Consider the following 20,007-nt stretch of genomic DNA (forward strand, 5'->3'; position numbering starts at 1 on the left):
GTTGACCGCGCCGGGTTCCGGACCCGGCCTACCGCGCGACCGGATTGGGCAGCGTTCCCGCGAACTGCAGGGAGCCGGCCTGGTCGGTGAGGTCCACCATGTGTCGCGCGTCGCGCAACTGCAGTCGGTTGAGGCACGAGTGCCGGAACTCCGGCGCGAACAGGGGCGCCCAGGCGGGGGAGTCCACCTCGTCGCCGGCGAGGTCTTCCAGACACTCCCGGGCCACGTCCCAGAACGCCGATGCAGAGAGCGCCCCGGCGGTGTCGAGGATCCCGGACAGGTGCCGTAACACGCCGTCCATGACGTCCGTGTGGACCGCCAGTGCCGCGGTCTCCGGGTCCACGACGTGCCGGATCCTCGCCAGGTCGGCGGGGAGATCGCGGTCGCGGACCACGGCGACCTCCTCGCCGATGTCCTTGAGCAGCACCCGCCGTGGCACGTGCGCCTCGTCCAGCACGAGGATCACATTCTCGCCGTGGGGCATAAAGACGACGCCGTGGGCGACCAGGCACCGGGCGATCGGTGCGAGGTAGACGTCGAGGAGCGTCCGCAGCCAGGTGCGGGCCGCAAGGCCGGAGCGCTCGAGGTGTTCGACGACGAGGGGTCGCCCGTGCGGGTCCACGTGCAGCATCGCGGCGAGCGTCACGGCGCGCTCGTCGGCGGCCAGTCCGGGCACCGGGCTCTCCCGCCACAGGGCGGCGATCATCCTGGTGTGAGGGCCCTCCTCCGCGGTCCCGGAGTCGGCCGCCCGGTGGTAGGCGTCGCCCGTGTAGCCGATCGCCGCCACCTCCCGGAGAACGCCGAATCGTAGCCGGGCGAGAACGGTGTCGGCGGCCACGAGATCGGCCACCCAGGCGTTGACGGCCGGGGTGTCGCGCATGTACTTCGGGGACAGTCCGCGGGTGAAGCCCATGTTGCGCACCGCGAGCGCGGTCTTGACGTACGCGCGTCCGGGGCGACTCACGTCGAAAAAGGTCCGGAGGGACTGCTGGGGTCGGTACTCACTGCTCGACTCGCCGAGGTACACGAGGTGGCGGTGGGCGAGATCGGGCGCGAACGCCACGGCGATCTGGTGTTCCCACTGCCATGGGTGCACGGGCAGCAGGCGGTAGTCGGCGGGGTCGAGGCCGAGCGCGCGCAGCGTGGCGTGGCAGCGGTCGAGCCCGTCCCGCCCGAACTCGGCCTCGTAGTGCGCGTCCTCGTCGAGTCCGGGGACGGTCGCGAGGTGGCACAGGTCGCGGCGGGCGGCCAGCCACACGAGCCGGACGGTAGCCGGGGCCTCGGGCGTGAGACGGTGGCGGTCCGTGAGGCCGAGACCGATTCGGGCGTTGTTGGCCACGAACCCCGGATGCCCCTCGGTCATCGCCGCCTCGACCTCTTGCAGTCCGGCGGCGGCGAGGTCCTGCGCGGGCCGGTCCCGATGGTGCAGGCAGAACGCGGCCGAGAAGAGCGTGGCGGCGATCTCCTCGAGATAAATCTCCGCTGTCCCCGGCGTGATCCCGAGGTGGGGCGAGAGCGCGGTGACGAGCGCCTGGGCGTCGGGCTCGGCGGGCGCGCCATCGACCTCGCGCCGCAGGGACGATTCGTCGACGACCCAGTGATCGAGTGGGAGCCGGCGGGCACGGAACGTCCACGTCTCGCGCCCCGCGCGGACGGCATACGTGGGGGAGTCGCCGGCGTCGCACAGGGCCTTCGGCGTGATGAGCCGTTCGTGCGCGAACTCGGCGAGCGCCTTGACGCACAGGTGGCGGTGCGCTCGACGCATCGCGTGGCCGGTGAGGTGGCGGTGCGCGCCGTCCTCGGGGGCGCCGCGCACCGGGAGGGCGTGCGTCCGGCGTCCGATCTCGGAGACGCGGTACGCCTCCGCCGTGCAGGACGAGAACAGGGCGGTCTTGTCGGGTAGGGCGAGCGGTCCGTGGGCGACGAAGCCGGCCCTCGCGTTGAGCCGGTGCACGGCGGTGTTGTCCAGGTCCGGCTCCACCACGAGCCTGCGCGCGCCGAGCGCACCGAATGCGGTCTCGCAGATCGCTCCCATCACCGCCGCGCTCGTGCCGGGGACCGGCGTGCGGGTGGGGGCCAGGAGCAGGTGCATGCCGTGGTCGTCCGGCTCGTGCGGGTACCGTCCGGCGAGCTCGACCTCGGCGGGGTCGTAGGTCACGGCGAGGCCGACCCGCATCCCGTCGATGCGGACGAGGTGCACCCTTCGGTGTGGGCAGGCGTTCCAGTTCGCGAACACCTCGCCGACCTCGTCCCGGTCGAGGTGTCTCATTCCCCAGTACCCGGCGCCCGGGTGGGTGAGCCAGGCGTGGAGGCTGCCGACCGTGGCGCGGTCGAGCGGCATCGGTTCGAGCGTCACCAGTCCCGCTGACGTGTGGACGGTGTGGGTGGTCATAGGACCTCCTGGGGTGAGGCGACCTCTGTCGCGGCCGCGGCCGTGGCGGGGGCGGGGGCGCCGAAGCGCTGGAACGCGATGCGCTCCTCGACGGGGTAGACCTCGCGACCGGTGACCCCGCGCAGGATGATGCTGTTGCGCATCGCCCCCATGCCCAGGTCCGGTGCTGTGAGGCCGTGGGTGTGCTCCTCGGCGTTCTGCACCCAGATCCGGGAATGGGCCCGGTCGATGCTGTGGTCGCGGGCCACCCTGTAGCGGGCGCTCGGTCCGGGTGCCGAGGGCGCGTCCTCGGTGTCGAGCTCGTCGGCCACCCCGGCGAGGAAGCTCGGTGGTGTGGGGGCGTAACCGGTCGCCATGACCAGCCCTTCGGTGCGATGCGTCCACTGTCGCCCCGTGTCGGCGCACCGCAGGTGCAGCCGGACGCCGTCGGAGACGCGGTGGGCCTCCTCGAGCTCGGTGGCCGCCACCAGCAACCCGTTGGACAGCCCGTGGACTTCGCGGCGGTAGAGCAACTCGTGGATCGCGTTGACGAGGTCCGAGTCGATCCCCTTGTACAACGAGCGCTGCTCCCGCAGCAGCCGGTCCCGGGCGCCGCCGGGGAGCGCGTGGAAGTGATCGACGTACTCGGGGGATGTCATCTCGAGGGTGAGCTTGGTGTACTCCATCGGGAAGAAGCGCGGGGAACGCGTCAGCCAGTCGATCCTGGGCCCGAATGCCCCCGAGCGCGAGAGCAGGTCGTGGTAGACCTCCGCGGCGGACTGGCCGCTGCCCACCACCGTCACCGCGTCGCGCGCGAGCAGCTCGTCGCGTCGGGGCAGGTAGTCAGAGGCGTGCAGTGCCGTGCAGGCTCCCCCGTCCATCGACCGCGTCTCGACGGGGGACCAGGGGCGGGTGCCGACCCCCACGACGAGGTGCCGGGCCAGGTGGGTCTCGGTACCGGCGTCGGTGTTCGCGGTGACGCGGTAGACGGGGTCGTTCTCCGGCCGTCCCGACACCCGGCGCACGTCCACCACCTCGCGGCCCCACCGCAGGCCGCTCACGCGGTCGGCAGCCCAGCGGCAGTAGGCGTCGTACTCGGCGCGAAGTGGCTGGAAGTCCTCGCGGATGTAGAAGCGGTAGAGGCGGCCGACCTCCTTCAGGTGGGCGAGAAACGAGTACGGAGAGGTCGGATCGGCCAACGTGACGAGGTCGGCGAGGAACGGCACCTGGACCGTGGAATCCTCGAGCATCAACCCGTGGTGCCAGGCGAACCCGTCGCGGGCGTCGAGGAACACCGCGTCCAGGTCCAGCGGCTCGGCCAGACAGGCCAGGCCCAGGTTGAACGGGCCGATACCGATCCCCACCAGGTCGTGGACGCGCTCGCTCATCCGACCACCCCCGTGGCGGCGTGCGGGCGGCGATCACGTACCGCGTCGCGGTGGAGGTGCGCGGCCGTGCGACGCACCTCCGTCAGGACCGCCGCGGCGTCGGTGTCGGTGAGGGTGGGGTCGAGCACGGTGAGCTTGAGGCACGGCCGCCCGTCCACCAGGGTCGCGGCGACGAGGGATCGACCCTCGGCGAACATCGCGTCCCGGACCGGTCGGACCAGGCCGTCCGCCTCGCCGTCGCGACATCCCGGGGGCCGCGGGCGGAACAGGATCGTGGACAGCGCCGGCCGACGGACCAGCTCGAGCTCTGGATCGGCGGCGACCATCGACGCGACCCTCCCGGCGGCGGCGATCGCGTCGTCGAGGAGCCGACCGATGCCGTCGGCGCCGAGTACGCGCAGCGTCATCCAGAGCTTGAGCGCGTCGAAGCGGCGTGTGGTCTGGAGTGACTTGTCCACCGCGTGGGTGTCCCCGTCGGCGGGGTTGAGGTAGTCGGCGTTCACGGTGGAGTGGCGGAACCCGGCGCCGTCACGCAGGAGCAGGGCAGATGCGGCCACCGGGAGGAAAAACGTCTTGTGGAAGTCCACGGTCACCGAGTCGGCGTGCTCGATCCCGTCGAGCAGCCCGCGGTGGGTGGAGGAGACGAGCAGCCCTCCGCCGTAGGCCGCGTCCACGTGCAACCACACATCGTGTTCTCGACACACCCGGGCGATGTCGGCCAGCGGGTCGATCGCCCCATGGTCGGTGGTGCCGGCGAGTGCGACCACGGCGGCGACCTCGTCCCCGGTCGAGGCGATCGCGGCCAGGGCATCCGCGAGCGCCGCGGGATCCATCCGGTCGTCGGTCCCCGGGAGGACCGTAACCGCGTCGGGGGCGAGACCGAGCAACCGCGCCGCCTTGTGCACGCTCAGGTGAGCGTGGGGGCCGGTGACGATCCGCAACCGGGGCAGGCGCGCGCACCGGTCGCCGGTTCCGGGCCGGGCCAGACGGGCTTCGCGGGCGGTGAACAGGCCGTGCAGGTTGGACTGGGTGCCCCCACTGGTGAACACCCCGTCCGGGGACGTTCCGGGGGAGGGGTCGAAGCCGACGAGGCCGCAGACCCAGTCGAGGAGACGCTGCTCGATGAGGCATGCCGATGTGCCCTGGTCCCAGGTCTCGACAGCCGTGTTGACCGAGGTGGCCAGTGTCTCTGCGGCGAGGGCGGGCAGGGTGACCGGACAGTTGAGGTGCGCAAGGTAGCGCGGGTGGTGGTACCCCACGGCGTGGTCGAGGTAGAGGCGGCGGACCTCGTCCAGTGCCGCCTCGAGGGTGCCCAGCGGGGTGTCGAGGTCCACGGCGGCGGTGGCGGCCGCGAGAGACGACGGCGAGGCGGCCGATCTCGGAGTGGTCCTGCCGTCGAGGAATCTCCCGACCTCGGCGGTGGCGGCGGCCAGCGCGGCGTCGTGGCCGTGGCGGTTGTGGCGGGTCAGCAGGTGCTCGTGCACGGGTGCTCCGGTCTGGTCGATATCGGTGGGCACCGGCGAACGGTAGTTAGGGTAGCCTGACCTAAGCAATGGTGATGTGAGATGAAACACTCTGCCGCAGTGTGGAAGTGAGATTCTAAAACGGTGGCCTTGCGCTGAGGGATGCCCTCGGTCTACCGTCTCCCGAAGCAAGGTAAGCCAAACCTAAGTGGTTGTTCGCGGGCGTGTCCCACCCGCCGCGCGGCGCACCCACCCCGAGTCAACGGAGACCGCATGTCCCTCACCGACGCCCCTGCCGGAATCGGCAGACTCCGACCCGCATTGCTCGTCCTGGCCGCCGCCGCGGCGCTTCTCGCGCTGCTGGCGGGCTGCTCGACGGGTGCGATCGGCGACACCGGCGGGGAGGGCTCGGCCTCGACGGACGTCGAGCGTACCGGCGACTTTCCCCGCACCATCACCCACGCGTACGGCACCACGGAGATCCCGGCCGCCCCGACGCGCGTCGCCACGGTCTCGTGGGTCAACGCGGACGTCGCACTCGCGCTCGGGGTGGTACCGGTGGGCATGCCCCGGGCGTCCTTCGGCGCCAACGCCGCCGGTTCCACCGACTGGTTCGACGCCGAGCTCGAGCGCCACGGCGGCGAGACACCCACGCTGTACTCCGAGACGGACGGCATCGACGCCGAGGCGATCGCCGCGCTCGAGCCGGACCTCATCCTGGGCGCCTATTCCGGCATGACTCGGGAAGAGTACGACACGTTGAGCAAGATCGCCCCGACGGTGGCGATGCCCGAGGGTGACGCGCCGTTCGGCACCGCCTGGCAGGACTCCACCCGACTCATCGGTGAGGCGCTCGGCCTGTCCGAGCGGGCCGACGAGGTGATCGCCGACGTCGAGGGCCGCATCGCGGCGGTGGCCGACGAACACCCGGGTATCCGGGGAACCTCGTTCGTCTTCGGCACCGTGGATCCCGCGGCCGCGGAGAAGATCTACGCCTACACCGGCGTCGACAACCGCCCCCGCTTCCTCGAGCAGCTCGGCATGGTCCAGTCCCCGGCCGTCGCCGAGGCCTCCCGCGGCACGCCCGACGAGTTCTCCGTGACGTGGTCGCCTGAGCGGGCCGACGAACTCGACTCCGACATCCTCGTCACCTACGGCGCCTCCCCGGACGTCCGCGAGGCCATCGAGCGGGACCCGCTGCTCGGGCGCATCCCCGCCGTCGAGGCCGGACGCATGGTCGTGCAGACCGACGAGCAGGAGGTCCTCGCCCTCTCGGCCGCGTCGCCGCTGAGTCTGCCGTGGGCCCTGGAGCACGTCGTGCCCGAGATCGTCGCCGTCGCGGAGCGGCGCTGAGCTGCCCGATGCCCCGGACCACGCTCCTCGCAGCACTCGTCACCGCGGTGCTGTTCGCCGCGGCGACGGCGGTCTCGCTGTTCGTCGGCGCCCGGGCCGTGGACCCGCAGGTGGTGTGGCAGGTCGTGAGCGGCCTGGGACTTCCGGGCACGGGCGCGGCCACGATGGACGAGGCGGTGGTGTCGGCCCGCGTCCCGCGCACGCTCACCGCGATCCTCGTGGGCGCCGCGCTCGCCGTTGCGGGAGCCGGCCTGCAGGGCGCGACGCGCAACCCGCTCGGCGACCCCGGGCTGCTGGGTCTCACCGCGGGGGCCGCGCTCGCCGTGGTCGTGGGCCTGGCCCTGGCGCCGGCCGCCGGACCCCACGCGGTGGCGCTGTTCGCCGTTGGCGGCGCGCTGGCCGCCGGTGTCGTGGTGGTCTCCGCCGGCCGGCTCGGCGCCGACTCCGACACGGGACTCGTGCTCGCCGGCGCCGCCGTGACCGCCGGCTGTACGGCCCTCACGTCGGCGCTCGTCGTGGCGCTGCCCGGCGTGCTCGACCGCTTCCGCTTCTGGGGCCTGGGTTCGGTGGCCCGCACCGGGATGTCCGAGCTGGGGGCCGCGCTGCCGTTCGTCGTCCTGGGGCTGCTGCTGGTGCTCCTGGGCGCGTCCACCCTCGACGCCCTGGCGCTGGGCGACGACCTCGCCCGCGGCCTCGGGGTGGGGCCCGCGGCGGGCAGGGCCGCGGTCCTGGCCGGAGTCGTGATCCTTTCCGGAGTGGCCACCGCGCTGGCCGGCCCGATCGCCTTTCTCGGTCTACTCGTGCCGCATGTGCTGCGTCGGGTGGTGGGCGCGGGTCACCGCGCGGTGTTCGCCCTCTCCGCGTTCGTCGGACCCGCCGTGGTGCTCCTCGCCGACACCGTCGGCCGCGTGATCGCCCCGCCCGGTGAGGTCGCCGTGGGCGTGATGACCGCGGCGCTCGGGGTGCCGTTCCTCCTCGTGCTCCTGCGCCGCGGCGGGCTGCGTGGGGCGGCGGTGCCCGCGTGAGCACCGCCGGCACCGGAACCACGCCGGTCGATCCCGCCGCGAGCGCCGCCGTGGACCGCGTCCGTGAGCTCTGTGCCGGGCGTCGGCGCCGCGCCGCCGCCGTCGCCGCGGGCCTCGCCGTGGTGCTCCTGGGCGCGATGGCCGTGCGTGTGCTGCTCGGCCGGTACACGGTGACGATCCCGGACTTCCTCGCGATCGTCGGCGGCGCGACCCTGCCCGGGGCGAGCTTCGTGGTGCTCGAGGAGAAGCTGCCCCGCGCCGTGCTCGCCGCACTCGTGGGCTGCGCCTTCGGCGCGTCGGGCGCGCTCTTCCGTCGGGTCCTCGGTAACCCGCTGGCCAGCCCCGACATCCTCGGCGTGACGTACGGTGCGTCCGCCGGGGCCGTCGCCGGGATGGCGCTGTGGGGGCTGCGGGGCACCGCCGTGGTCCCGGCGGCCCTCGCCGGGGCCACGGTCGCCCTCGCGCTGGTGCTCGCGGCGTCCGCCGGGCGACGCACGGGTATCGTCGGGCAGCGGTTCCTCCTCGGCGGGGTCGCCGTCGCCGCGCTCGCCACGGCCGTGGTCACCCAGCTCGTCGCGCGGCTGACCCTGACGAGCGCCCACGAGGCCGTGGTGTGGACCGTGGGATCGCTGTCCGGGGCCTCCGCGCAACGGATCACCTGGCTCGGTGCGGTCCTCGTCGTCGTCCTCCCCGCGGCCGCGTGGCTCCACCGCGCGCTCCGGCCCGCCGAGCTCGGCCCCGAGCTGGCCGTGGGGCTCGGGGCCCGGCCCGTCCCCACCCGCGCCGCCGCCCTCGGCGTGGGCGTCGTCCTGGCCGCCACCGCGACCGCCGTGTCCGGCCCCCTGGCCTTTGTGGCGCTGCTCGCCACCCCGGTCGCCACGGCGCTCGGGGGCGGACGGCCGCGCCTGCTCGCGGCGGCGCTCGTCGGCGCGGTGCTCGTCGTGTCCGCCGACGTGGTCGCCGCCGAGGCGCTCGGCCGGGTGGACCTGCCCACCGGGGTCGTCACCGGCGCCCTGGGCGCCCCCGCCATGCTCTGGATCCTTCTGCGCTCCCGAAAGGCCGCGTCATGACCCGTCCCTCCACCGCCCTGCGACCCCCGGCGGACCCGCCGACCGCCGACCCCGCCTTCCGGCTGCGCGGAGTGCGCCTCGGCTACGGCGCCGATCCCGTGATCGACGGGCTCGACCTGGACATCCCCCGCGGGCGCACCACGGTGCTCGTCGGCGCCAACGGCTGCGGGAAGTCCACCCTCCTGCGCGCGCTCGGCCGCCAACTCACCCCGGGCGCGGGGACGATCGAGGTCGGCGGGCGGGACCTCGCCCGGATTCGCCCGCGCGAGTACGCGCGCTCCGTGGCCTTCCTGCCCCAGTCCCCGCTCGTGCCGGAGGGGCTCACCGTGGCCGAGCTGGTCGCCCGGGGGAGGCACCCGCACCGGCGGTGGTGGGGCGGGGGGAGTGACGACGAGACCGCCGTCGCCGAGGCGCTCGCGCTCACCGACACGGTCGGGCTCGCCGACCGGCGGGTGGACGAACTCTCCGGAGGGCAGCGGCAGCGGGCCTGGATCGCGCTCGTCCTGGCGCAGGCCACGCCCACGCTGCTGCTCGACGAGCCGTGCTCCTTCCTCGACCTGGCGCACCAGCTCGACGTACTGGACCTCGTGCGGGGGCTGCCGCTGCCCGCCGGCCACGGGGCCGGGCGCCGCACCGTGGTGGCCGTGCTCCACGAGCTCACCCTGGCCGCCCGCGTCGCCGACCACCTCGTGGCCGTCGCGGACGGAGGCGTGGTGGCCGCGGGGCCGCCGCGCGAGGTGATCACGCCCGACACCCTGCGCCGCGTCTTCGACCTGGAGGCCGACGTGCTCGACGACCCCGTGACCGGGGACCCCGTGGTCCTGCCGCGGGCACGACGAAAGGACACCGCATGACCGCTACCGCCGTAGAGGAACCGATCGTCTGCGCCGAGACCACCGTGGTGGCGGCCGAGCCGCTGGGGGGGTCGTTCGTCCGCCTCGTCGTGGCCGGGAGGGACCTGGCGCGTTGGAGCGGCGCGCTCATGGCGGGCGGCACCGCCGGGGACGCCTACGTCAAGCTCCTGATTCCGCCCCCCGGCGGAGGGCGTGACGGGTCCGGCCTCGGCGTGAAGCCGGACGCGGCCGACGTGCGTGGCTGGCTCGCTCTGCCCGAGGCCGAACGGGGATGGATGCGGACCTACACCGTGCGCCGGTCGGGGACGGCGGTCGTGGACGGTGCGTCGGTGCCGTCGATCACGGTCGACGTCGTGGTGCACCCGGGGGCCGAGGAGGGGCCGGGCTCGGCGTGGGCGCGCGAGGTGCGCGTCGGCGACCGGGTCCGCGTGCTCGGACCCGGCCTCGCGCAATCGCCGTGGGCCGCGTGGGCGCCGGGGGAGGCCGCCCGCGTCGTGTGTGCCGGCGACGAGACGGCGGCGCCCGCGCTGCTGGCGATCGCGGAGGAACTGGCCGCCGAACCAGCCGGGGCGCGGGAGGTGCGGATCCTCGTCGAGGTCCCCACCGCGGCGGACGCCCGGGCGCTCGCGGCGGACGCGCGGGACCACGCGCCGGGCACCCCGGGGATCGTCTCGGTGCTCGCGCGCGGCGAGGCCCCGGGTGAGGCGCTGGCACGACGGCTGTCCTGGGAGTTCGGCCTCGGTGAGGCCGCGGTGGAGACGGTCCTGGCGGGCCACCGTCCGGCCGAGCGGGACTGGCAGCCGGCCTCCGGGGCCGCCGGCGACGACCCGTACGTGTTCCTCGCCGGCGAGGCCGGGCTCGTCCGCGCCATGCGGCGTCTCTGCGTGGACGCGGCGGGGATCCCGAGGGAGGCGGTGGCGTTCATGGGCTACTGGCGGCGGGGGAGCGCGGAGTCGTAGTCGCAGGCGGGTCCGCTGTCCGACCCGGGTGTGATCATGGAGCCGAGGTGATGAGAGATGGCCGGAACCGATCCCGAGGGCTGCGTGTCGCCCCCCTTCGCCGCGCCCCCGGTGACCTACCCGCCGGGCTGCCCGTGCTGCGGGGACGAGGACGCGACACCGGAGTTCCACCGGCTCGAAGGCGGCGACGTCGAGTTCGCCGGAACCGACGGGGTCTTTGTCTGCCGCAGCTGCCACGCCCGACTGCACGGCCCCGGGGCTCCGTCGTTCACCGAGCTGACCTGCGTCGGTCGCCCGTCCTGTCCGCGGTGCGGTGCCGGGCGGACCGTCAAGGTGCTATGGGGGTACGCCCCGGGGCCCGGGCCGGTGGGGACCGCGACCGTGGGCTGCATCATCACCGACGACACCCCTGAGTTTCTCTGTTCCGTGTGCGATCACGAATGGCGTACCCCGTAGGGTCCCGACGACCGATCGACGGGTGACGCGCATCACGTTCGGTGTTACAGTTCCACCACTGGACAAAATCAAGGGTGGTGTCAACTATGACTTCCGATGGAATCCGACAGGACGAGGGGCTCTTCGCCCCTGACTCCGTGGCCCGACGGGTGTGGGCGTACCCGACCTCCGCCCTCCTCGGCTTCATCCGCGCCGTCACCATCGAGCATCTCGACCCCGACCTCACCGCGGCGGTCGACCACAGCGGGCAGGTGGTCCAGCGTCCGGCCCTGCGCTACGACCGCACAGTGCAGTACTTCGCCACCGTGCTCTTCGGCGACGCCGAGTCGGTGATGAAATCCTCCGACATCCTCATGAAGGTTCACGCCCGGGCGCACGGCCCCAACCCGGTCACCGGCGGTGAATTCGACTCCAACGATCCCGACTCCCAGCTGTGGATCCACATGACCGCGTGGCACTCAATCCTTTACGTCTACGAGCGGTACGGTCCCGGACGGCTCACCCGGGCGGACGAGAACGAGTACTGGCGCGAGTGCGCCGTCGCCGCCGAGTGTCAGCCGATCCGGGTCGCGGACGTCCCGCGGACCCGGGGCGAGGTCCAGAAGTACTTCGACGACTGGCGCGACCGGCTCGCGGCCTCCGAGGCCGCGGTGCACAACATCGACTTCATCCTCGACGGCATGCGCACCGTCTTCACCGCACTGCCGGCACCGATGCGCGCGGTCCTCGGCCCGTTCGTCCGCGCCGGCGTGATCGCCACCTACCCGCGGTGGATGCGCCCGCTCATGGGGGTGCACCAGTCGGTGCTCGTCGACGCCGGGGTGGGCGCCGTCATCCGGCCCGCGATGGCCGCCCTCGCCCGCAGCACCCCGGCGCAGCTGTGGTTCCTGCGGCGCGTCGCCCCGCGCGGCGGGCCGGTGCTCGAGGGGTATCTGCGCGGGATCCCGGCGGCCACTTCCTCCGTCTATACGCCCGCCGAGGCGCGGAAGGCGTTCGGCGATCCGCGGCCCCCACTCGAGCAGTACGCAGACCTCCTCGCTGCTCGGCAGACCGGTCGTGCGCCGCGGCCGTACGCGCACAACCATCACGATGCGCTGCTGGAGTTCGCGGCGCCGACACAGCGGACGGGCTAGCCGACGTAGGTCCACACCATGACCGGACCCCATCCGAGCGATTCGTCCGTACAGCGGGGAGCGGAGAGCGCAATCGTCGCGGCGCTATCGGAAAAGCTCCGGATCCCTTTCGACGCGGGTGGTGCGTTGACGCTGAGCAACGGGGCAAGGATCCACCTCGATGCAGTGAGCGAAGACGGCGGGGCCGCGGTCGAGGCCTATGCGCGACAGGGCAGGCTGAAGGGCGGTCAGCTCAAGAAGATCGCACAAGATGTCCTGAAACTCGCGATGTTGCGGCAGGACCCCGACTACACCGACGTGAGAGCCATAATCGCGTTCGCGAGCGATGAGGCCCGCCAGTCGATCACAGGATGGGTGCAGCACGCGGCTGACGTCTTCGGAGTCGAGTTTCACGTCGTGGACCTCGATCCGGCTCTGCGGGCGCAGCTTCTCACCACTCAGGAACGTCAGAAGATGGTCAACGTCCCTCTACCGGAGGCCGCGGACGACGTCCTTTTGCAGGAGTGATGACAGACGTTTCTCCGTCGTCCACCCCGCGCGCCGCCAGTGCGTCGCCCAACTGATCCGCGGTCTGCAGTGCCCCGAGCACCGTCGGCACGACCAGCGCCCGGATCGATATCCCGAGCCCGCGGGCCTTCCGTGCCTCACCGACCTGCCGGAACCGGCGGGCGATGAGGGGGATCGCGCGCACCGTGAGGACCAGGACGAGGGCGACACGGTCGGGGGAGACGCCGATGTGCCGCAGCGGACCGGCGGCGCGTGTGACCGCGTCGAGCATGTCCGAGATCCGGGTTGTGAGAGCGACGAGACCGGCCACCGCGATCGCGGCGAGCAGGGCGCCCACCACACGCACCGCGGTGGAAAGGTCCGCGACGAGCCACTGCAGGAGCAGGATCGCCACCAGCATCGGCAACACCGGCCGGACCTGCCCCCACGCCGCGCGGGGCGGGATGCGCCCCACCGCGTACAGGGCGGCGGCCAGGGCGAGGGCGGGTGCCACGTGCCACGGCTCCCGGACGGTCACCGAGATCGCCAGCACGAGTACGCACACGAGCAGGATCTTCCAGCCCGCCGACAGGCGGTGCAGCGGCGAGGTGCCCGGCAGGTAGGTGGCGAACACGCCTCAGCGCCCCGTGTCCAGGGCCAGCCGCCGGTAGGCGGCGAGGGCGGGGGCGGGGGCGTCGTCGGCCACCACGCGGCCGGCGTCGACGACGAGGACGCGGTCGAAGTCGGCCACCAGGTCCAGGTCGTGCGTCACCACGACGAGCTGCTGGGGCAGGCCGGCGAAGGTCTCGGCAACCAGCGCGCGGTTGCGCAGGTCGAGCAGGGTGGTGGGTTCGTCGGCCACGATCACCGACGGCTCGGTCACCAGCACCGCGGCCAGCGCCAGCAGCTGCTTCTGACCGCCGGAGAGCAGGTGGCAGGGGTGATCGGCGTGGTCGGCGAGGCCGTACCGGTCGAGGACCTGCTCGACTCGTCGGCGCCGCTCCTCCCGGCTCAACCCGGTGCGCCGCAGGGAGAAGTCCACGTCCTCGGCCACCGTCGGCATGACGATCTGGGTGTCGGGATCGGTGAAGCAGAACCCGACGCGCCTGCGGATCTGCGCACCCTTGCGACGGGTGTCGAGGCCGTCGACGGTGACGGTGCCGGTCTCGGGAACGACCAGGCCGTTGATCATCCGAGCGAGCGTGGACTTGCCGCCGCCATTGACCCCCACGATGCCGATCCGCCGCTCGGTGAGCGTGAGGTCGATGCCCTCCAGAACCGTGCGGTCGCCGAAGGAGTGCCCGACGCCGGCGAAGCGGATCTCCGTCATGGCGGGGCCGTCACGCCCTGCGGCGAGGCGGGATCAGGCCGGGACGCGCCCTGTGGACCTGTGCCGCGACGAGGGCGGTGACGACGGCCTTAAGGACGTCGCCGGGGAGGAACGCGGTGTTGGCGGCAACCGCCGCGCCCAGGGTGAGGTCGGTGCGCACGAGCATGCCGGCCACGCCACAGGCGTAGAGCACGAGGATGCCGCCGAGGATGTTGACGACGAGGCCGGGCAGCACCCGGTAGCGCGGCATCATCCACGCGGTGAGCCGGCCGATCACAATCACCGCGGGAAGCCAGCCCACGAGGAAGCCCGCCGTGGGGCCGGCCAGGGAGGTGAGCGTGGTGCGCCCGCCCGCGAGGACCGGCAGGGCCAGGCCGATGACGATCACGGTGACCACCGCCAGGGCACCCTTGCGCCACCCGAGCAGTGAGCCGGCGAGCATCACGCCGAGGGTCTGCAGGGTGATGGGTACGCCCGCGGTCCCGATGGTGAGCTGTCCGGGCAGACCGAGGACCACGATGAGGGCGGCGAACACCGCGATCTGCGCGAGATCGCGGGTGGCGCTTCGGCCGGCGCCGCGGGCGTCGGACCGGTCGATGGACGTGCTCACTGGACTCCTCGGGCTCAGGGACTCAGGGACTAAGGGGCTCGGGGGCGGGCCGGCGCCCGCGATCTGCACATTGTCCCGCGTTCGCGCCGGTCCCGGAAATCCCTCCCTAACCTGGATGGGATGCCCCGCGTGATGCCCGCCGTGCCCTCCTACGGCCAGACGAGGCACAGTATGGGGCGACGAGAAGCCCCCGGCCCGCAGGGAGCCGGGGGCATTCCAGGCGTCAGTTCGTCGCTGCGATCAGTTCTCGCTCTCGCTGCGCGCGTCGCCGTCGACGATCTGCGGCTGCTCGGACTTCTGCGCGCCGTGGGTGACGGCGATCTTGCGCGGCTGCGCCTCCTCGGCCACCGGGATCACCAAGCGGAGCACGCCGTCGGTGTAGTCGGCCTCGATCCGGTCGGTGGCCAGGCCCTTGCCCAGCGCGAGCTGGCGGGCGAAGGTGCCCGACTGGCGCTCGTGCATCAGCCACTGGGCGTCACCGGCGGCCGGGGCGCGGCGCTCGCCGCGGACGGTGAGGGTGCGGTCCTCGACGTCGATGTCGATCGACGCAGGGTCCACACCGGGCATATCGATGAGGCCGACGAAGCGGTCGCCGTCCTTGTAGAGGTCCATAGGCAGGGTGGTGGACCCACTCACGCTGCGCAGCCCCTCGCCGAGGAGGCGGTCGAGCTCGCGGAACGGATCAAAGCGGTTGCTGGTGGCCATGGCTGGTCTCCTTCGGGACTGGTCGTCTCGCCCCCGGCGGCGCCGGGTGGCACTCGGTTCAACCAACCGTCAGAATTGAGTATTCCCGACTCAACCCGGAGTGGTCATCCGTTGATGTATCTAGCAGTAAGCTGAGGCTCATACTCGTCTCGACGGAAGAGGCGATCCGGGGAAACCGGGAGGTAAGAGATGGGCCGGGATCCGGGTCCCAGATGGGACGACGACACCGCATACGGGGATGCCCATGGCGCCGGTGGCACCTCCGGCGGGGGCGGGCACTGGGGCTCCCCGCAGACCTCGGAGTTCGCGCAGGTGCCGCCCTCGGCCTACGGCGCGCCGCCACCGCGACAGGGGATGTCAGCCGGGCTGGCCGTGCTCCTCACGCTCATGGCCGTCACGATCATCGGACTCATCGGGGCCGTCGGCTATCTCGCCTTCCCCGGGCTGACGGGAGGGTCCGCGGCGCCCGAGACGTCGACGGTGGTCGCCACCGAGACCGCGACCGCCGAGCGAGAGGTCACGCCGACCGAGCCGGTCGCACCGGCCCAGGCCCCGCGGGTCTCCCGACCCTCCGGGGCCTACGAGTGTGCGGACACCGGCGGTGGCCAGTACTCGCGAGTGGCCGTGGGATCGTCGGTCACCTCGTGCGAGTTCGCGGTCGCCGTCCGCTCCAGCTACCTCTCCTCGGGAGGCAGTGGTGGCTCGATGGTCGTCTGGGCCTACAGCCCGGTCACCGGTCGCACCTACACCATGTCCTGCAGTGGCGGGAGCGTGGTGACCTGTACCGGCGGGAACAACGCGGTGGTCCACATCTACTGAGGGCACCCGGGCCCGTCGTTCCCGCCCGCACAGGTCGTCGGTCAGCGCGGCGGCAGCGGCGCCAGCCCGGCGACCGAGTTCGCGGTGACGGTCGACCCGATCGCCGCCAGCGAGCCCTCGACGGACGAGGTCGCCCCGCCGAGCGAGCCCGGGGCGACCGGCCCGGAGTCGGCGGCTTCGCACTCGCCGGGCTCGCCGACCGCGGTGCGCAGGCCCACGCCGTCAGTGGCGGCGTCGTCGGCCCACAGCAGCCGGACCCGGGTGGTTGTGCCCTCGGCGCCGTCGAGGGTGCATGCGACGGTCTCGCGATGCGAGGCGAAGCCCTCGTTGGCGATGTTCGGCATCGCGGCGGGGCGGGCGTAGAGGGTGCCGTCGGTGGTCCACTCGGTGCCGTCGAAGGTCATCTCGAGCGAGCGGCCCTCGCACACCTCGTCGCAGAGCACGCGGAGGACTCCGGTGGCCTCGTCGAGGTCGAGCGCCATGACCCCCTGGAACGGCGACGCGTAGGTCTGCTTCTCCGTTACCGACGCGTCGGCGCCCAGCTGCACAAAATGCACCGCGCCGGTTCCCTCGACGCCCACGGCGAATGCGCCGCCCCAGGCGTCCGGCAGGTACTGGACGGCCTCGAGCCCGGCGTTGGCGCCGATCTCGCCGACTATCCCGGAGAGGTCGTACTCCGCCTCGGCGCGCAGCTCGCCCGTGGTGGCGTCCGCGGGCAGCGTGTAGCGCAGGACGGACGGGCGGCTGGTGCTCTTGTCGGCGTTGTCGCGCTCCGTGGCCACGTACACGACCCCGTCCGGGGTCACGGTGACGCCCTCGGCGTCCGGGATGCCGGTGCCGTCGGCGTAGGCGAGGACGTGGGTCCGGGCGATCTCGTACGTGTCCGTCTCCGCGTCGCGGTCCAGGACGTAGAGCGTGCCGGTCCCGTTGTTCACCACGTACGCGGTGCCGTCGGCGGCCAGGTCGACGCCGGACATGTCGTCGCCGGCGAAGTCGCCGCCCAGGTCGACGGCGGTGATGTCCTGCGGGTCGAACGGCCACGGCGAGGTCTCGATCGGGTCCTCGGAGGTCGGGGCGACGTTGCGCAGGTTGCGGGTGGGCTCGCCGGTGACGGCGAACTCACCGGTCATGTCGGGCAGACGGCCCCACGTGGTGGCGGCGTGGCCGGACCATTCGGTGTGGTCGACGATCTCGCCGTCTGCGTCGCGAAGGGTCACCGAGTCGTTGCCACCCAGGCCGAATCCGTCCGGGTCCTCGTCGGTGTAGACGGAGAGGTAGCCGCCCGACTCGATCACGGTGCCCTCGGCGAAGGTGTACGGCACGTGGGTCGGGTCGTTGTCGATGAGTGTCCAGCCGGAGATGTCCAGGTCCTGCTCGGTGTTGGTGTTGGCCAGCTCCACCCAGTCGCCCACCGGGTCGCCGTTGGACTCGACCTCGTTGATGACGATGTCGTCGGCGGTGGCCGGAGGCGCGGCGGCCGCGAGCACGGGCACCCCCACGACGGTGGAGGTGGCGAGGGCGACGGCGAGGATGCCGGAGGACGGGGGGCGCAGGCGCATCGGCGGGCCTTTCGGACGGATCGCTTCTGAGTAGGTCGGCGCGAACCGTACGGGCCCCCGGTGCCCGGGAGCTGGACGGGATGTGACGACGACCTGAACGCCGCGTGGAGGCAAGGCCACCGTCACCTCGGGACGGTCACCTCGCCGCCGCGTCGCCGGTCACCTGGTCGGTCGAGCCGTGTATCCGGCGGCCCCTTGCCGAGCCGACAGGTCAACGGTGGCCGCGGGCGCGGGCCCTAAGGCCCAGGCGGCTCATAGGCGGTCGAGACGGGCCCATCGCCGGGGTCGCGCTGGTGGGGCAATCACGCTCCGTTGTCGCGTCCGGAGTCCCTGCCGGACAGCCACAGCACGGCCCCGATGATCGCCGGGACCAGGGCTGCGATCACGGTAGGACTTCCCGCACGGTGGCGACAGGGCTCTCTCATAGGATCCCGAGCTCGCGTGCCCGCGCCACCGCCGCGGTCCGAGAGGTCGCGCCGAGCTTGTCGAAGATGTGGACGAGGTGCGTCTTGACCGTCCCCTCCGAGACGTGGAGCGAGGCGGCGGCCTGCCGGTTGGTGGCGCCCGCGGCCACGGCGCGCAGGACCTCGGCCTCGCGGTCGGTGAGCACCGGCCGCGGATCGCGGAGCCGACCCAGGAGCCTCGCGGCGACAGTGGGGGAGAGCGCGCTCTCGCCGGCCGCAGCCGCGCGGACGGCCGCGAGCAGTTCGTCGGGAGCGGCGTCCTTGAGCAGGTAGCCGCACGCCCCGGCTTCGACCGCGCCGAGGATGTCGGCGTCCGTGTCGTGGCTGGTCAGCACCAGGACCTGGGGAGCGGTGGCGAGCTCGCGCAGCCGCCGGGTGGCGCGGACGCCGGCCGTGGCGTCGCCGGCGAAGCGCAGGTCCATGAGCACCACGTCCACGTCGCCGATCCGTGCCCGTTCGACCGCGTCCTCCGCCGCGGCCACGTCGGCGAGCACCTCGACGTCCGGCTCGGAAGCCAGTAGTGCTCGGAGACCGGTCCGTACCACGGCGTGGTCGTCCGCGATGAGCACGCGCACCCTCGTCGTCGTCACCCCTGATCCTCCTCGACGCCGGTAGAGCCGCGCACCGGGAGCACCACGCGGACCACGGTCCCCGAGCCTGGCGCCGACTCCACTCCGAATTCCCCACTCAGATCCGCCACCCGCCGCGCCATCCCGTCGAGGCCGAAGGCGGCCGCGGCGCGCGGGGCGGAGGTGTCGAAGCCGCAGCCGTCGTCGGTCACCGTCAGCGAGACCGTGGACCGGGCCTCCTCGAGCAGCAGGGAGACCAGGGTGGGCGCGCCGTGCCGGGCGGCGTTGGCCAGTGCCTCCTGCGCCACCCGCACGAGCGCGGCCGCGACCTCGGCGGGCGGCTCGACGCCGATCGTGCCGTCGATCTCCACCGCGATCCCCGGGTATTCCGCGCGGGTCCGATCCGCCACGCGGCCGAGGGCGTCGGCGAGCGCCACCCCCTCGAGCGGGGCCGGCCGCAGCGCCGCGATGAGGCGCCGGGTCTCGGCGAGGTTGTCCGCCGCCACCTCGCGGGCCAGTCGGATCTGCCCGGTGGCCGGGTGGGTGGGGTCGGTGCGCTCGGCGGCGTGCAGGAGCATCTGGATGCTCGACAGACCCTGGGCCACCGTGTCGTGGATCTCGCCGGCCAGCCGCGTGCGCTCGGCCTCGCGGCCAACCTCGCGCTGGCGTGCGGCGAGTTCGGAGCGCGCGGTCACGAGCTCGGCGATCACAGCGCGACGCGCCTGCGACTCGCGGTGCAACGCCCGGACGCCGGCGCCCAGGCCCAGCGCGACCAGAGCGCCCACCACGGGGCCCACGACGCCCGCCGGCGTGAAGCCGTGATGCATGGCCAGGGCCAGCACCGCCACGGCGGCGAGCGCCGCCACCGCCGCCACGCCCGGCCACACGCCCAGGAGGAACTGGGAGAGAAAGAACAGCGGAAACGCCAGGTAGGCGGCCTCGGGCACCTGGACGACGAGCGCGGCCCACAGGCCGAGCACCGCGGCCAGCCAGGCCAGGCGGGCCGGCCGGGTGGTGGCCCTGCGCCGCTCGCGGACCGTACCGGCCACGTACACCGCGGCGAAGCCCGCCGCGGCGAGCACCACTCCCACGTCGAGCGCGGCGTCGATGCGGCTGTGCGCCGCCACCAGCGTGAGCGCGAGCAGCGCGGCCACCAGCGTGTGCAGCGCCACCTGGAGCTGCGCGAAAACGGCGCGCACGCCCGCCGACTCCGGGGGCGGCGCGGCCTCGGTGGAAGGGTCGGGCACGCGGGTCACGCCCCGACGCTAGCCGGAGTCACCGCCGCGGGCATCCATCGAACGATGGACCCGGCCTCGATCGTCCGCGGACGAGGAACCGGTCTCCCGGGCGATCCGCCGGGGTGCCGACGCGGGCGAGGGTGGAGGGGACCCCG

Annotated in this window: 19 protein-coding genes; 9 read left to right on the forward strand and 10 right to left on the reverse strand. The window is 73.1% G+C overall.

Annotation, left to right across the window (positions count from 1 at the left end):
- Positions 1-28 precede the first annotated feature (28 nt).
- Genes ACH0BZ_RS12650 through ACH0BZ_RS12660 form a run of 3 tightly spaced genes read right to left on the reverse strand, consistent with a single transcriptional unit; the run spans position 29 to position 5,276 of the window.
- The gene (locus ACH0BZ_RS12650) at positions 29-2,392 is read right to left on the reverse strand and encodes a GNAT family N-acetyltransferase (protein WP_406898828.1); all 2,364 of its coding nucleotides are present in this window, start codon (positions 2,390-2,392) and stop codon (positions 29-31) included.
- Positions 2,389-3,759, reverse strand: coding sequence for a lysine N(6)-hydroxylase/L-ornithine N(5)-oxygenase family protein (locus ACH0BZ_RS12655; RefSeq protein WP_406898830.1), 1,371 nt, complete (start codon positions 3,757-3,759; stop codon positions 2,389-2,391). The genes ACH0BZ_RS12650 and ACH0BZ_RS12655 overlap by 4 nt, the downstream gene beginning before the upstream one ends.
- The gene (locus tag ACH0BZ_RS12660; protein WP_406898831.1) at positions 3,756-5,276 is read right to left on the reverse strand and encodes a pyridoxal phosphate-dependent decarboxylase family protein; all 1,521 of its coding nucleotides are present in this window, start codon (positions 5,274-5,276) and stop codon (positions 3,756-3,758) included. Before ACH0BZ_RS12660 ends, ACH0BZ_RS12655 begins: the two co-directional genes overlap by 4 nt.
- Before the next feature lie 219 nt (positions 5,277-5,495).
- On the opposite strand from ACH0BZ_RS12660, the gene ACH0BZ_RS12665 reads away from it, so the two are divergent.
- From ACH0BZ_RS12665 to ACH0BZ_RS12700, 8 genes are all read left to right on the forward strand, one after another.
- On the forward strand, positions 5,496-6,575 hold the full coding sequence (locus ACH0BZ_RS12665; protein ID WP_406898833.1) for an iron-siderophore ABC transporter substrate-binding protein: 1,080 nt from the start codon (positions 5,496-5,498) through the stop codon (positions 6,573-6,575).
- Positions 6,576-6,583: 8 nt separating this feature from the next.
- Positions 6,584-7,600 carry a FecCD family ABC transporter permease gene (locus ACH0BZ_RS12670; RefSeq protein WP_406898835.1) on the forward strand — a complete coding sequence of 339 codons (1,017 nt, stop codon included), beginning with the start codon at positions 6,584-6,586 and terminating at the stop codon, positions 7,598-7,600.
- Positions 7,597-8,670: a FecCD family ABC transporter permease gene (locus ACH0BZ_RS12675; RefSeq protein ID WP_406898836.1), complete on the forward strand. Its 1,074-nt coding sequence runs from the start codon at positions 7,597-7,599 to the stop codon at positions 8,668-8,670. Before ACH0BZ_RS12670 ends, ACH0BZ_RS12675 begins: the two co-directional genes overlap by 4 nt.
- Positions 8,667-9,524: an ABC transporter ATP-binding protein gene (locus tag ACH0BZ_RS12680; RefSeq protein WP_406898839.1), complete on the forward strand. Its 858-nt coding sequence runs from the start codon at positions 8,667-8,669 to the stop codon at positions 9,522-9,524. Before ACH0BZ_RS12675 ends, ACH0BZ_RS12680 begins: the two co-directional genes overlap by 4 nt.
- Entirely contained in the window at positions 9,521-10,483 is a 963-nt protein-coding gene (locus ACH0BZ_RS12685; RefSeq protein ID WP_406898841.1) for a siderophore-interacting protein, read from the forward strand. Before ACH0BZ_RS12680 ends, ACH0BZ_RS12685 begins: the two co-directional genes overlap by 4 nt.
- Before the next feature lie 57 nt (positions 10,484-10,540).
- A complete protein-coding gene (locus ACH0BZ_RS12690) occupies positions 10,541-10,939 on the forward strand; it encodes a hypothetical protein (protein ID WP_406898843.1) in 399 nt (132 codons plus the stop codon).
- An 86-nt stretch (positions 10,940-11,025) separates the two neighbouring features.
- The gene (locus ACH0BZ_RS12695) at positions 11,026-12,072 is read left to right on the forward strand and encodes an oxygenase MpaB family protein (protein WP_406898844.1); all 1,047 of its coding nucleotides are present in this window, start codon (positions 11,026-11,028) and stop codon (positions 12,070-12,072) included.
- An 18-nt stretch (positions 12,073-12,090) separates the two neighbouring features.
- Positions 12,091-12,579: a hypothetical protein gene (locus ACH0BZ_RS12700; protein WP_406898845.1), complete on the forward strand. Its 489-nt coding sequence runs from the start codon at positions 12,091-12,093 to the stop codon at positions 12,577-12,579.
- Here the strand turns inward: ACH0BZ_RS12700 and ACH0BZ_RS12705 are convergent.
- The 4 genes from ACH0BZ_RS12705 to ACH0BZ_RS12720 form a co-directional block, all read right to left on the reverse strand.
- Positions 12,530-13,192 carry an energy-coupling factor transporter transmembrane component T family protein gene (locus tag ACH0BZ_RS12705; RefSeq protein WP_406898847.1) on the reverse strand — a complete coding sequence of 221 codons (663 nt, stop codon included), beginning with the start codon at positions 13,190-13,192 and terminating at the stop codon, positions 12,530-12,532. The two genes, ACH0BZ_RS12700 and ACH0BZ_RS12705, sit on opposite strands and share 50 nt — an antisense overlap.
- Before the next feature lie 3 nt (positions 13,193-13,195).
- Positions 13,196-13,888: an energy-coupling factor ABC transporter ATP-binding protein gene (locus tag ACH0BZ_RS12710; protein WP_406898848.1), complete on the reverse strand. Its 693-nt coding sequence runs from the start codon at positions 13,886-13,888 to the stop codon at positions 13,196-13,198.
- A gap of 10 nt (positions 13,889-13,898) precedes the next feature.
- Positions 13,899-14,498: a biotin transporter BioY gene (locus ACH0BZ_RS12715; RefSeq protein WP_406898849.1), complete on the reverse strand. Its 600-nt coding sequence runs from the start codon at positions 14,496-14,498 to the stop codon at positions 13,899-13,901.
- Positions 14,499-14,738: 240 nt separating this feature from the next.
- Positions 14,739-15,203: an Hsp20/alpha crystallin family protein gene (locus ACH0BZ_RS12720; RefSeq protein WP_406898850.1), complete on the reverse strand. Its 465-nt coding sequence runs from the start codon at positions 15,201-15,203 to the stop codon at positions 14,739-14,741.
- 354 nt (positions 15,204-15,557) lie between these two features.
- Here ACH0BZ_RS12720 and ACH0BZ_RS12725 point away from each other — a divergent pair, with 354 nt between their 5' ends.
- Positions 15,558-16,022, forward strand: coding sequence for a serine/threonine protein kinase (locus ACH0BZ_RS12725; RefSeq protein WP_406898851.1), 465 nt, complete (start codon positions 15,558-15,560; stop codon positions 16,020-16,022).
- 41 nt (positions 16,023-16,063) lie between these two features.
- Here the strand turns inward: ACH0BZ_RS12725 and ACH0BZ_RS12730 are convergent, their stop codons facing one another.
- The 3 genes from ACH0BZ_RS12730 to ACH0BZ_RS12740 form a co-directional block, all read right to left on the reverse strand.
- Positions 16,064-17,581, reverse strand: a complete 1,518-nt coding sequence (locus ACH0BZ_RS12730) for a lamin tail domain-containing protein (RefSeq protein WP_406898852.1) — start codon at positions 17,579-17,581, stop codon at positions 16,064-16,066.
- Between the two features lie 421 nt (positions 17,582-18,002).
- Positions 18,003-18,635: a response regulator gene (locus ACH0BZ_RS12735; protein WP_406898854.1), complete on the reverse strand. Its 633-nt coding sequence runs from the start codon at positions 18,633-18,635 to the stop codon at positions 18,003-18,005.
- The gene (locus tag ACH0BZ_RS12740) at positions 18,632-19,870 is read right to left on the reverse strand and encodes a sensor histidine kinase (protein ID WP_406898855.1); all 1,239 of its coding nucleotides are present in this window, start codon (positions 19,868-19,870) and stop codon (positions 18,632-18,634) included. The genes ACH0BZ_RS12735 and ACH0BZ_RS12740 overlap by 4 nt, the downstream gene beginning before the upstream one ends.
- Between the last annotated feature and the right edge of the window lie 137 nt (positions 19,871-20,007).

Source organism: Dietzia sp. 179-F 9C3 NHS (genome assembly GCF_045369825.1).
Classification (GTDB): domain Bacteria; phylum Actinomycetota; class Actinomycetes; order Mycobacteriales; family Mycobacteriaceae; genus Dietzia.